Genomic DNA, 12011 nt, shown 5'->3' with positions numbered 1-12011 from the left:
AGGTCTCGCACGCTGGTCGAGTAGCGGCAAGGTCTCGCACGCTGGTCGAGTAGCGGCGAGGGACGAGCCGCGTATCGAGACCCGGTGACCTCCCTCTGGGGCATGCTGAGGGCATGGCGACGCTGAGCACCGAGATCGTCGGCGAGGGCACCCCGGTCGTCGCGCTGCACGGGTTCGGACCCGACCGGCGGCTGATGGCGGGCATGCTCGAGCCGGTCTTCGCCGGGACCGAGGGATACCGCCGGATCTACCTCGACCTGCCCGGGTGCGGGTCCTCGGCCGCGCGCGAGATCCGTTCCACCCCAGACGTTCTCGCCGCCGTCGAGCAGGCGCTGGCCGACACGGTCGGCGACGAGCCGTACCTGCTGGTGGGGGAGTCGTACGGCGGGTATCTCGCGGCCGAGCTCGCGCGGCAGCGCCGGAGCAGGTGCGGGCGCTCGCCCTGGTGTGCCCCGTCGTGGTCCCGATGCACGCCGACCGCACGGTGCCGAAGCACGCCGTGATCGAGCGCGACGAGGCGCTCATGTCCTCGCTCGACGCCGACGAGCTCGCGACCTTCGAGCCGCTGGCCGTCGTGCAGACGCGCGAGACGTTCGAACGCTTCTGCGCCGAGATCGGATCCGGTCTGGCCACCGCCGACGAGGAGGCGCTGGAGCGGATCCAGTCGGGCGGTTACGCGCTGCCGGAGTGCGAGGCGCTGGCGTACGACCGCCCGACCCTGATCCTCACCGGTCGCCAGGACTCGGTTGTCGGCTACGCCGACCAGTGGGCGCTGCTCGAGCGCTTCCCGCGCGCCACCTTCGCGGTGCTCGACGCCGCCGGCCACAACGCCCAGATCGAGCGCCCCGAGGTCACGACGGCGCTGCTGCGCGACTGGCTGGCGCGCGCCGCCGGGCTGAGACCAGAACCGGACTGAGAGTGCGTGACACGCCCAACGCGGCGCCGCGTTGTGGGCGCAACGTGCACCCTCAGCCTGCCGTGCGTCGCGGAACCGGGGCGGTTCCTGCTGCTGCGTCGGGCGGCCGCGGGGCAGAGTGGGTGGCATGACGACTGCTCCCCGCTATGACGACCTCAAGGCCGTCCTGGTCAATTGCACGCTCAACCCCGACCCGCAGACCTCGCACACCGGGCGGCTGCTCGACGCGGTCGCTCACCTGATGCGCGGGGCGGGCGTCGAGGTCGAGGAGGTGCACGCCGTGCGCCACGCGATCGCTCCCGGGGTGCAGCCCGACATGAGCGACACGTTCCCCGACGACGCCTGGCCGCGGCTGTGGCCGATCTTCGACGCCGCCGACATCGTGGTCATCGGCACGCCGCTGTGGCTCGGCGAGGAGAGCTCGGTCTGCCGGCGGATCATTGAGCGGCTGTACGCGATGTCCGGCGAGCTGAACGACCGCGGCCAGTCGATCTTCTACAACAAGGTCGGCGGCGCGGTGATCACCGGCAACGAGGACGGGGTGAAGCACACCGCCATGTCGCTGCTGTTCGCGCTGCAGCACCTGGGCTGCGCGATCCCGCCGCAGGCCGACTGCGGCTGGATCGGCGAGATCGGCCCCGGCCCGTCCTACGGCGACCCGACCGACGACGGCGCCGTCGGCTTCGGCAACAGCTTCACCCAGCGCAACACCACGATCATGAGCTGGAACCTGATGCACCTCGCGGCGACGCTCAAGGCCAACCCGCTGCCGACGTACGGCAACGACCGGGATGCGATCTCGCGCGGCGAGACCTTCGGTCACCGCAACCCCGAGCCGTTGCCGCGGCGGGCGTAGGTGGCGGGAGTCGGGGGTCTCGATACGGCCGGCTCGTTCCTCGCCGGCCTACTCGACCGCCGTGTCGTGGGGGTCTCGATACGGCCGGCTCGTTCCTCGCCGGCCTACTCGACCGCCGTGTCGTGGGGGTCTCGATACGGCCGGCTCGTTCCTCGCCGGCCTACTCGACCGCCGTGTCGTGGGGGGTCTCGATACGGCCGGCTCGTTCCTCGCCGGCCTACTCGACCGCCGTGAGCCTCGACCGCCGTGTGGTGGGGACTTTCCGGGGCGGGAGCACGCTCCACCCGTCCGGGGGTTACCGTCAACCGATGGGGGAGCAGTCCCTGTCGCACGAGGTTCGGAGGGGTCGGGGTGTCTGCTGACACGAGCACCGGAGCGCGCGAGTTCGCGGTGCCGCTGGAGGTCGAGCTGGTCGAGGAGCACAACCTGGCGCGGTTGGCCTGGCGGCGGGCCGCGCAGGACCCCGACCACGTCAGCTTCGAGATCTTCGACGGGACCTGGCAGCCGATCACCGCGACCGCGCACCGTGACGCCGTCGCGGCCGCGGCCAAGGGCCTGATCGCACTCGGCGTTGAGCCCGGCGACCGGGTCGCGATCATGGCGGGCACGAGCTACGCCTGGGTCCAGCTCGACTGCGGCGTGTGGGCGGCGGGCGGCGCGACCGTGCCGATCTATCCCTCGTCGTCGGCGTCGCAGGTCGAGTGGATCGTGCGCGACTCGGGGGCTCGCCTGGTCGTGGTCGAGACCCCCGCGATGGCGCAGACCGTCGCCGAGTCCGGGGTCGACGTGCCGGTGCTGTGCCTCGACGACGGAGCGATCGCCGACCTCGCCGCGCGCGGCGCCGATGTGGACGACGCGACGCTGCAGGCCCGGCTCGACGGCGTCACCCTCGACTCGGTCGCCTCGATCATCTACACCTCCGGCACGACAGGCCGACCCAAGGGTTGTGTGGTGCAGCAGCGCAACCTCGCCGCCGAGGCGCAGGGCCTGCTGTCGCAACCGATCGGGGTCGCGGCCGCGCCGGGGCGGCGGGTCCTGATGTTCCTGCCGCTCGCGCACGTGCTGGCCCGCGCGGTCACGTACGCCACCAGCGAGGGCGGCGCGACCGTCGGCTTCTGGGGCGACTTCGGCTCGGTCGCCGACAAGTTCGCCAGCTTCCGGCCGCACCTGATCCTCGGCGTGCCGCGCGTGTTCGAGAAGGTGCACGACGGCATCCGCGCCAAGGCCGACGAGAGCCGCGTCAAGGCAGCGATCTTCCGGCGCGCCGAGAAGGTGGCAGCCGACAGCAGCCGCGCGCAGGAGTCGTCCGACACCGGCGGCCCGGGCGCGGGGCGGGCGCTGCGGGCGCAGCACGCCGTCTTCGACCGGCTCGTCTACGGCAACATCCGCGACGCGCTCGGCGGGCAGTGCGACACCGTCATCTCCGGCGGCGGGGCGCTCGGCGCATCGCTGGCCCACTTCTTCCGCGGCGTCGGCGTGCCGGTCTACGAGGGCTACGGCCTCACCGAGTCGTGCGCCGCCATCACCGTCAACCAGCCCACGATGACGCGGGTCGGGTCGGTCGGGCGTCCGATCGCGGGCAACGCCGTGCGGATCAGTGGCGACGGCGAGATCCAGCTGCAGGGCGGCGTCGTGTTCGCGGAGTACTGGCGCAACCCCGACGCCACCGCCGCCGCGTTCGACGACGGCTGGTTCCGCACCGGCGACCTCGGCACGCTCGACGACGGCTACCTGCGCATCACCGGCCGCAGCAAGGACATCATCGTCACCGCCGGCGGCAAGAACGTCGCGCCCGGGCCGATGGAGGAGGAGCTGCGCGCGCACCCGGTCGTGGGCCACGCGATGGTCGTCGGCGAGGGGCGCCCGTTCGTCGCCGCGCTGGTCACGCTCGACCCCGATGGCGTACGTCGGTGGGCGGCCGAGCACGGCCGCGACGGCTCCACCGCCGAGGAGCTGGTCGACGACGACGAGCTGCGGGCCGAGGTGCAGGGGGCGGTCGACCGCGCCAGCGCGCTGGTCTCGCGCGCCGAGGGCATCAAGAAGTTCACGCTGCTCGCCGACGACTTCACCGAGGAGGGCGGCGAGCTGACCCCCACCCTGAAGGTGCGCCGGCACGTGGTGGAGAAGATGTACGCCGACCGGATCGAGGAGCTCTACGGCCGCTGAGCCGGGCCCGACCGGGCAGGATGGTTGCCCGACAGGCAGGATGTGACTGTCCGCCCGTGACCGAGGAGAGACGATGAGCACGACCGTCCGCGACAACCCCGACGAGAACCGGTTCGAGGTCCTGGTCGACGACCAGGTCGCCGGGTTCGCCGAGTATCGCCTGGCCCCGGGCCGAATCTCCTTCACGCACACCGAGGTCGGGCCCGACTACAGCGGCCGCGGCCTGGCCGGTGAGCTGGTCCGCACGGCCCTCGACGAGGTGAAGGGGCGCGGCCTCGACGTGCTGCCGTTCTGCCCGTTCGTGCGCAAGTACATCGACACCCACCAGGACGACTACCTCGCCCTGGTGCCGGCCGACCAGCGGGACAAGTTCGGGCTCCCGGCCGCGGAGTGACCGGCCCCGACGCGCCGCGCCGCCGCGTCGCGATCGTCGGCGGCGGCATCGCCGGCCTGGCGCTGGCGGCCGGGCTGGACCCCGCGCAGTTCGAGGTCGTCGTGCACGAGGCCGAGCCCGACCGCAAGGCGCTCGGCGCCCCGCTCGGGCTGTGGCCGTCGGCTCGGGCGGCGCTGGGCCGCATCGGGGCCGAGCCGACGACGTACGCCCCGGCGCCGGCCGGCTCTACTCGATCACCGGGCGCCCGCTCAGCCCGATCACCCGGCCCGGACTGCTCGCCGTGCCGCGACCGGACCTGCTGGCCGGGCTCGACGCGGCGGTGCCGCCGAACGTGCGTCGGGTCGAGCAGGCGGTGGCCGACCCCGGCTCGCTCGACGCCGACCTGGTGATCGGCGCCGACGGGGTGCGCAGTGTGGTGCGCGGCCTGGTGCACCCGCGCGGGGCGGAGCGGGTCGAGACGCCGTACGTCGCGCTGCGCGGCGTGCGCCCGGCGGCGACCCCGTCGCTGGCCGGGGAGTACTGGGGGCGCGGACTGATCTTCGGCCTGATGCCGTTCGGCCCGTCGGGCTCGAAGCGGGAGTACTGGTTCACCACCCACCGCAGCGAGCTGGGCCCCGAACCCCTCGACGTCGCAACGGTTCTCGCGGAGGCGCGTGAACGTTTTGCGGACGCGGCACGGGTCGTCCGCGGGGCGCTGGAGCAGGCCGGGCCCGACACGATCGCGACCCGCATCTGGGTCGCACCGCCGCTGCCGACGTACGTCCGCGGCCGGTACGTCCTCGTCGGCGACGCCGCGCACGCGGCCACCCCAACCTCGGCCGCGGAGCCTGCGACGCCATCGTCGACGCGGTCACGCTGGCCGAGACGCTCAACGCCGAGGGCGACCTGCGCCGGTGGCAGGCCAAGCGCCTCCCGCTCACCCAGGCCGCCCGCGCCACCGCCGGCACGATCATGCGCGCGGTCACCCGCGCCCCGCTGGTCGAGTAGTCGGCCCACGCTGGTCGAGTAGTCGCGAGGGACGAGCGACGCATCGAGCCCCGGACCGTCGCTGCAGCAAGGCAGTTCGCCGTACGAGCCCGGTCATGAAACCAGTGGCACGCCACTGCCCACATGGGGTGCACTGCTCAGATGGCGCAGCGACACCTCATCTCTCTCGACGCACTCGAGCGGATATTCGGCCGAGTGCTGTCGCAGTGGCGCCAGCAGGGCGTCGTGTGGTTCTCCGCGACCGACGGTGACTTGTACCGAGTGGAGCGAGAACGCGCCTTCCGCCACATCTTGATCGAGGATCTGCAGGGGGTCGAGGACGAGCTGGGGGACCTCGTCGACGTGATCGATGCTCTGGACACGCACGACAGGTTCGAAGACCTCTACGCTCCCGCCTCATCTGCGCTGCTGTTCGAGATCGCCGACTTCTTCTCCGGGGTGGCGGCGGGCCACGTGCTCCTTGTGAACGAGTCCGATGGCCCGTAGCACGATGGGGCGGGCTTCGCCCGCTTCGCGGGGCAGAAGCGTGTCGGGGGTGCCCTCGGCTCGCCCCGACCTGGCCAAGCGCAGGCCCTGCCTTTCCCCGACCCCGGAGGCGGTCTCGCCGGCGGCCTTACTCTGGGGCACGTGGTGCGCCACCCATGTGCGCCCCTGGCGCACCAGGCGCCCCAGAGTAAGGCCCGCTGCGAACCCCACCCTTGCCCCGCCGAGCCGAACAACCCTGGTCGGGACACGGGGCGACCGCGCGCGGACCTGCCGCCAGACGCCGTGCCCCCGGATCTCGCCGGCTACCCACGCTCAGACCGATGAGCTTCGTAACAGAGCCCAACGGCATCCTCGTCGCGGGCTATCCGTTGGGGCATGTCATGCACCACTGCGAGCTGGTGCATCGGGTGCACCATCAGGGGTGGCGCACCACACGCCCCAACGTAAAGGGGGTGCGAGGCTTCTCCCTGGGTGACGAACGCGGCGGGGTCTCGATACGTCGCGCTCGTGCCTCACGCGACTACTCGACCGGCGTGTGGGGGCGGGGTCTCGATACGTCGCGCTCGTGCCTCACGCGACTACTCGACCACCTTGCTCACACCGTCGCGGGCAGCACCTGGAAGCCGCGGAGCACCCGGGTCTTGCGGCGCTGGGCGCCGGGGAGCACCTGCAGGTCGGGGAAGCGCTCGTAGAGCGCGCGCAGCGCCACCTCGCCCTCGAGCCGCGCGAGCGAGGCGCCGAGGCAGTAGTGGCGGCCGGCGGAGAAGGCCATGTGGTCTTTGGCGTTCTCGCGGGTGACGTCGAAGGTGTTGGGGTCGGTGAACACCTCGGGGTCGCGGTTGGCGCCGGCGAGCACGGTGGTCACGACCACGCCCGGCCGCAGGTTGACCCCCGCGATCGTGGTGGGCTTGTCGACCTTGCGCCCGGTCAGCAGCACCGGCGGGTCGAAGCGCAGCACCTCGTCGACGGCGTTGGGCCAGCGCTCCGGCTCGGCCTTGAGCAGGTCGCGCTGCTCGGGGTGGTCGTGCAGCAGCGCGATGGCGTTGCTGAGCAGGTTCACCGTGGTCTCGAAGCCGGCGGCGAGCACCAGCCCGGCGGTGGCCTTCAGCTCGACCAGGTTGAGCCCGCCCTCCTCGTCGCGGCTGGCGGCCAGCTTGCTCATCAGGTTGTCGCCGGGGTTGCGGCGCAGGTTCTCCAGGTGCTGGTCGAGCCACGTGTCGAACTCGGTCAGCCCGTTGTCGACGCTGCGGAACATCTTCCACGACAGCCCCATGTCGAGGCTCGGCGCGGCGGCGCTGCCGAACCCGCGCACGAGGTCCTGGTCCTGCGGGGGCACGCCGAGGATCTCGGTGATCATCGCGACCGGCAGGCGCGAGCAGTACGCCTCCACCAGCTCGACCTGGTCGCCGCCGGCGGCCTCGATCTCGTCCAGCAGACCGGCAGCGATCTCCTCGACCCGGCCGCGCAGCGCCTCGACCGCCTTCACCGTGAAGACCTTGGTGACCAGCTTGCGGTATCGGGAGTGGTCGGGCCCGTCGACCGCGAGCAGCGACGGCGGCTGCACCGGGTGCAGCGTCTCGGACTTGGTCCAGTCGAGGATGCGCGCGATCGCCGGGTTGTCGGGCGCGGGGAAGCCGGCCTTGACGTCGGGCGAGCTGAGCACCTCCTTGCACACCTCGTGATGGGCGGTGAGGTAGGCGAGGTCGGTGCGCACCAGCCGCCCGCGACCCCGGATCTCGTCGAACAGACCGGCGAGGTCGGGCGTCGCCACGTGCCGCGACTCGGCGACCAGCCGCGCCTGGATGTCACCCCGCTTCTCGGACATGCGCAGCACCTGGCGGGGCAGGGCGTGCTCGACGCTCCAGCGGACAGCAGGTCGGACGGTGGTCGTCATCAGGCTCACACGCACAACTTACGCTCCCGAAAGTTAGCCCGCCAGGGATTCTGTGGATCGGATGTGACGAACGCCGCTTCCACCTGCCGAACGTTGCGCCCCATGACCGATCGGTAACGCCCATCCTGGTGCGCATGTCGCAGCAGCACCTGGTTTTCGACGTGACCGAGGACGGCCGCGCCGCCACCGAGCCGCTCCGCGAGGACATCCGCCTCCTCGGCGGACTGCTCGGTGACGTCCTGCGCGAGCAGGAGGGCGAGCGGGTCTTCGACCTGGTGGAGGAGGCCCGCACCCGCGCCTTCGCCGTGCGCCGTCAGGAGGTCGACCGGGCCGGGTTCGCCGAGCTGCTCGACGGGCAGACCACCCGCGACGCGCTGCACGTCATCCGCGCGTTCAGCCTGTTCGCGCTGCTGGCCAACCTCGCCGAGGACCTGCACCGCGAGCGTCGTCGCGCCCTCCACGTGGCCTCCGACGACCCCGCCCCCGACGGCTCGCTCGCCGCCACGTTCGCCAAGCTGCGCGCCGACGGCCCCGCCCCCGAGGTCGTCGCCGACACCCTGCGCGACGCCGAGGTCGTCCCGGTCATCACCGCCCACCCCACCGAGACGCGGCGCCGCACCGTCTTCGACGCGCAGAGCCGCATCAAGGAGCGGATGCGCACCCGTGAACGCATGACCCTCTCCGAGCAGGAGGAGCGGGATGCGTTGCGCGACATCAAGATTCAGATCCTCACCCTGTGGCAGACCGCGCTGATCCGGCTGCAGCGGGTGCAGATCCGCGACGAGATCGAGGTGGGCCTGCGCTTCTTCGAGGCGTCGCTGTTCGAGGTCCTCCCGCAGCTCAACGCCCGGGTGCGCCGCGAGCTGAACGAGATCTACCCCGGCCTCGACCTGCTGCCCGAGCCGCTCCTGCGGGCGGGCTCGTGGATCGGCGGCGACCGCGACGGCAACCCCGGCGTCGACGCCGACGTCGTGCGCACCGCCTCCTCCCGCGCCGCGCAGACCGCGCTCACCCACTACCTGCGCCAGCTCGCCGACCTGGAGACCAGCCTCTCCATGTCCGTACGCATGTCGCCGGTCAGCGACGAGCTGCTCGCTCTCGCGGCCCGCAACACCGGCGACTCCCGCGACGACGAGCCGTACCGCCAGGCCGTGCGCTGGGCGCGTGGGCGGCTGCAGCAGACGTACGTCCGGTTCTTCGGCGCCACCCCCGAGGGCGCGAAGGAGGTGGACGGTGCGACGGCGTACGGCACGCCCGAGGAGCTGCTGGCCGACCTCGACGTCATCGACGCGTCGCTGCGCTCGCGCGGCGACGACCTGATCGCCGACGACCGCCTGCTTCGTCTGCGAGAAGCGTTGCGGTCGTTCGGGTTCCACCTTTACGGCCTCGATCTTCGACAGAACTCCGACGTGCACGAGGAGACCGTCTCCGACCTGTTCGCGTGGGCCGGCGTGCACCCCGACTACGCCTCGCTCGACGAGGACGCGAAGGTCGATCTGCTCGTCGCCGAGCTCGCCTCGCGCCGCCCGCTGGTCGGGCGCGGCGCGGAGTTCTCCGAGCAGACCACGCGCGAGCTGGCGATCACCGCGGCGGCCGCCGACGCGATCCGCACGTTCGGGCCCGAGGCGGTGCCGAACTACGTCATCAGCATGTGCACCAGCGTCTCCGACCTGCTGGAGTGCGCGGTGCTGCTGAAGGAGGCCGGGCTGCTCGACCCGGGCGACGGCGCGGCCACCTGCCCGGTCAACATCGTGCCGCTGTTCGAGACCATCGAGGACCTGCAGGTGTCGGCCAGCACGCTGCGCGCGGCGCTCGCGGTGCCGGTCTATCGCCAGCTGGTCGACTCCAAGGGTGGCCTGCAGGAGGTCATGCTCGGCTACTCCGACTCCAACAAGGACGGCGGCTACCTCGCGGCGAACTGGGCGCTCTACCGCGCCGAGCTCGACCTGGTCGAGGTCGCCCGCGAGCAGGACGTGCGGCTGCGGCTGTTCCACGGCCGCGGCGGCACCGTCGGTCGCGGCGGCGGCCCCAGCTACGAGGCGATCCTGGCCCAGCCGCCCGGCGCCGTGCGCGGCTCGCTGCGGCTGACCGAGCAGGGCGAGATCATCGCGGCGAAGTACGCCGAGCCGCCGCTGGCCACGCGCAACCTCGAGGCGCTGGTGTCGGCCACGCTCGAGTCGTCGCTGCTGGACGTCGAGGGCCTCGGCGACACCGCCGCGGCCTACGCCCACCTGGACGAGATCGCCGCTCTGGCGCGGACGGCGTACGCCGAGCTTGTCCACGACACACCGGGATTCGTCGACTACTTCAAGGCCTCGACCCCCGTCGCGGAGATCGGTGACCTCAACATCGGCTCGCGCCCGGCGTCGCGCAAGCCGACCGAGCAGATCTCCGACCTGCGGGCGATCCCGTGGGTGATGAGCTGGTCGCTGTCGCGCGTGATGCTGCCGGGGTGGTACGGCACCGGCGCCGCCCTCGAGCAGTGGGTCGGCGAGGACGCCGGGCGGCTCGCGACGCTGCGCGACTACTACGCGCGCTGGCCGTTCTTCCAGACCGTGATGTCCAACCTGGCGCAGGTGATGGCCAAGTCCGACCTCGGGATCGCCGAGCGCTACTCCCGGCTGGTCGACGACGAGGCGCTGCGCGAGCGGGTCTTCGGCAAGATCGTCGACGAGCACGCCCGCACGGTGCGCATGTTCGCGGCCGTGACCGGGCACGACGACCTGCTGTGGGACAACGCCGCGCTCAAGCGCTCGGTGTTCAACCGGTTCCCCTACCTCGAGCCGCTGAACCACCTGCAGATCGAGCTGCTGCGCCGATACCGCGCCGGCGACGAGGACCCGCAGGTGCGCCGCGGCATCCTGCTGACGATGAACGGCCTCGCCACCGCCCTGCGCAACTCCGGCTGACCGTTCCACGCCGGTCGAGGATCAGCGTTGGGGGTGTCATACCTAGGTCGTACACAGGTCTGGACTCGCGGCCGATGTGCAACCTCTCCCGGCCTGCGACCGTCGTAACGTCGGTCGCGCAGGGCGGCCGCGCCACCACCCGGGGAGACCAAGGCCGTGCTCGACCAGCTGAACCAGCTCATCACCGACCACGCCGCCGCGACCTGGGTGCTGCCGGTGATCTTCTCGTTCGCGATGCTCGACGGGCTGTTCCCGCCGCTGCCCAGCGAGTCGCTGCTCATCGCGCTCGCCGCCGTCGGCGCGGCCTCGGGCGCTCCCAACCTGGTCGCCCTCGCGGTCGTCGCGGCGGTGGGCGCGTGGCTCGGCGACAACCTGGCGTACGCCATCGGCCGGCGCATCGACGCCGACCGCCTGTCCGCCCGGTCACCCCGGCTGGCGCGCGCCCGGGTGTGGGCCGAGGGGCAGCTGGAGCGGCGCGGCGGCGTGATCATCCTGGTCGCGCGCTACATCCCGGTCGGGCGGGTCGCGGTGAACCTCACCGCCGGCAGCACGGGGTACAGCCGTCGCCGGTTCGCCGGGCTGACCGCCCTGTCCTGCACGACCTGGGCGACCTACTCCGTCGCGCTCGGGGCGCTCGCCGGGCACTGGGTGGAGCGAAACCCGTTGCTGGGAGCGGCGATCGGCATCGCCCTCGCGGTCTCTGTCGGCCTGCTCATCGAGCGCCTGCTGGCCCGGCTGCTCCCGGCGACCGTGCCCACTGACGGTGCCGCGGACGTACAGCGGGAGCGGGTGACGGCCCGCACCTGAGGGTGTGGTCTGCGACCGAGGGGGTGCCGTTGACTGCCGCCATGGCCAAGAAGATCGCGTTCCTCACTGCAACCGAAGGCATCGAGCGGGTCGAGCTGACCGAGCCGTGGGATGCCGTCACCGACGCCGGTTATGAGCCGAGCCTCCTGTCGACCGAGGAGGGGCAGGTGCAGACCTTCGACCATCTCGACAAGGCCGAGAAGCGGGACGTCGACACGGTCGTCGGCGACGCCAGCGTCGATGACTACGAAGCCCTGGTGCTGCCCGGCGGCGTCGCGAACCCCGACGCCCTGCGCACCGACCCGGCCGCGGTCGCCTTCGTGCGCGAGTTCTTGCTCACGGGCAAGCCGGTGGCGGCGATCTGCCACGCGCCGTGGACCCTCATCGAGGCCGACGTCATCCAGGGCAAGCAGCTGACCAGCTGGCCGAGCCTGGAGACCGACCTGCGCAACGCGGGTGCGACCTGGGTCGACCAGGAGGTCGTCATCGACGGCAACCTGATCACCAGCCGCAACCCCGACGACATCCCGGCCTTCAACGAGGCGCTGCTCGAAGCGGTGGGCAGCAACGGCGCCGGCTGACCCGCGCCGGAGACC

General features: G+C 72.1%; 12 protein-coding genes. 11 read left to right on the top strand and 1 reads right to left on the bottom strand.

Features of this window, described 5'->3' with window-relative positions; genetic code table 11:
• The first annotated feature begins 113 nt into the window (after positions 1-113).
• The 8 genes from QUE40_RS16815 to QUE40_RS16780 all read left to right on the top strand — a co-directional run bounded on the left by QUE40_RS16815 (position 114) and on the right by QUE40_RS16780 (position 5805).
• The gene (locus tag QUE40_RS16815) at positions 114-503 is read left to right on the top strand and encodes an alpha/beta fold hydrolase (RefSeq protein ID WP_289231692.1); all 390 of its coding nucleotides are present in this window, start codon (positions 114-116) and stop codon (positions 501-503) included.
• Positions 467-916 carry an alpha/beta fold hydrolase gene (locus QUE40_RS16810; RefSeq protein WP_289231691.1) on the top strand — a complete coding sequence of 150 codons (450 nt, stop codon included), beginning with the start codon at positions 467-469 and terminating at the stop codon, positions 914-916. Before QUE40_RS16815 ends, QUE40_RS16810 begins: the two co-directional genes overlap by 37 nt.
• 127 nt (positions 917-1043) lie before the next feature.
• On the top strand, positions 1044-1772 hold the full coding sequence (locus QUE40_RS16805; RefSeq protein ID WP_289231690.1) for a flavodoxin family protein: 729 nt from the start codon (positions 1044-1046) through the stop codon (positions 1770-1772).
• A gap of 351 nt (positions 1773-2123) precedes the next feature.
• A complete protein-coding gene (locus tag QUE40_RS16800; RefSeq protein ID WP_289231689.1) occupies positions 2124-3938 on the top strand; it encodes an AMP-dependent synthetase/ligase in 1815 nt (604 codons plus the stop codon).
• A gap of 73 nt (positions 3939-4011) precedes the next feature.
• The gene (locus QUE40_RS16795; protein WP_289231688.1) at positions 4012-4332 is read left to right on the top strand and encodes a GNAT family N-acetyltransferase; all 321 of its coding nucleotides are present in this window, start codon (positions 4012-4014) and stop codon (positions 4330-4332) included.
• Entirely contained in the window at positions 4329-4721 is a 393-nt protein-coding gene (locus QUE40_RS16790) for an FAD-dependent oxidoreductase (RefSeq protein WP_289231687.1), read from the top strand. The genes QUE40_RS16795 and QUE40_RS16790 overlap by 4 nt, the downstream gene beginning before the upstream one ends.
• Positions 4613-5341, top strand: coding sequence for an FAD-dependent monooxygenase (locus QUE40_RS16785; RefSeq protein ID WP_289231686.1), 729 nt, complete (start codon positions 4613-4615; stop codon positions 5339-5341). Before QUE40_RS16790 ends, QUE40_RS16785 begins: the two co-directional genes overlap by 109 nt.
• A gap of 119 nt (positions 5342-5460) precedes the next feature.
• On the top strand, positions 5461-5805 hold the full coding sequence (locus tag QUE40_RS16780; RefSeq protein ID WP_289231685.1) for a hypothetical protein: 345 nt from the start codon (positions 5461-5463) through the stop codon (positions 5803-5805).
• A 595-nt stretch (positions 5806-6400) separates the two neighbouring features.
• Here the strand turns inward: QUE40_RS16780 and QUE40_RS16775 are convergent.
• A complete protein-coding gene (locus QUE40_RS16775) occupies positions 6401-7699 on the bottom strand; it encodes a cytochrome P450 (protein WP_289233115.1) in 1299 nt (432 codons plus the stop codon).
• 134 nt (positions 7700-7833) lie between these two features.
• Here QUE40_RS16775 and ppc point away from each other — a divergent pair, with 134 nt between their 5' ends.
• The 3 genes from ppc to QUE40_RS16760 all read left to right on the top strand — a co-directional run bounded on the left by ppc (position 7834) and on the right by QUE40_RS16760 (position 11996).
• Entirely contained in the window at positions 7834-10608 is a 2775-nt protein-coding gene (gene ppc, locus QUE40_RS16770; protein WP_289231684.1) for a phosphoenolpyruvate carboxylase, read from the top strand.
• Between the two features lie 156 nt (positions 10609-10764).
• Positions 10765-11415 carry a DedA family protein gene (locus tag QUE40_RS16765; RefSeq protein ID WP_289231683.1) on the top strand — a complete coding sequence of 217 codons (651 nt, stop codon included), beginning with the start codon at positions 10765-10767 and terminating at the stop codon, positions 11413-11415.
• A 41-nt stretch (positions 11416-11456) separates the two neighbouring features.
• Complete coding sequence (locus QUE40_RS16760; RefSeq protein ID WP_289231682.1) at positions 11457-11996, top strand: type 1 glutamine amidotransferase domain-containing protein; 540 nt, start codon at positions 11457-11459, stop codon at positions 11994-11996.
• Positions 11997-12011: the final 15 nt, after the last annotated feature.

The organism is Barrientosiimonas endolithica (assembly GCF_030296655.1).
Taxonomy (GTDB): Bacteria; Actinomycetota; Actinomycetes; order Actinomycetales; family Dermatophilaceae; genus Barrientosiimonas; species Barrientosiimonas humi.
This window is presented reverse-complemented; position numbering and strand designations above follow the sequence as displayed.

Excerpts from the sequence above, each read along its gene's own strand:
- QUE40_RS16815 (WP_289231692.1), top strand. The coding sequence starts at position 114 with ATGGCGACGCTGAGCACCGAGATCGTCGGCGAGGGCACCCCGGTCGTC.
- QUE40_RS16810 (WP_289231691.1), top strand. The coding sequence starts at position 467 with ATGCACGCCGACCGCACGGTGCCGAAGCACGCCGTGATCGAGCGCGAC.
- QUE40_RS16805 (WP_289231690.1), top strand. The coding sequence starts at position 1,044 with ATGACGACTGCTCCCCGCTATGACGACCTCAAGGCCGTCCTGGTCAAT.
- QUE40_RS16795 (WP_289231688.1), top strand. The coding sequence starts at position 4,012 with ATGAGCACGACCGTCCGCGACAACCCCGACGAGAACCGGTTCGAGGTC.
- QUE40_RS16780 (WP_289231685.1), top strand. The coding sequence starts at position 5,461 with ATGGCGCAGCGACACCTCATCTCTCTCGACGCACTCGAGCGGATATTC.
- QUE40_RS16775 (WP_289233115.1), bottom strand. The coding sequence starts at position 7,699 with ATGACGACCACCGTCCGACCTGCTGTCCGCTGGAGCGTCGAGCACGCC.
- ppc (WP_289231684.1), top strand. The coding sequence starts at position 7,834 with ATGTCGCAGCAGCACCTGGTTTTCGACGTGACCGAGGACGGCCGCGCC.
- QUE40_RS16760 (WP_289231682.1), top strand. The coding sequence starts at position 11,457 with ATGGCCAAGAAGATCGCGTTCCTCACTGCAACCGAAGGCATCGAGCGG.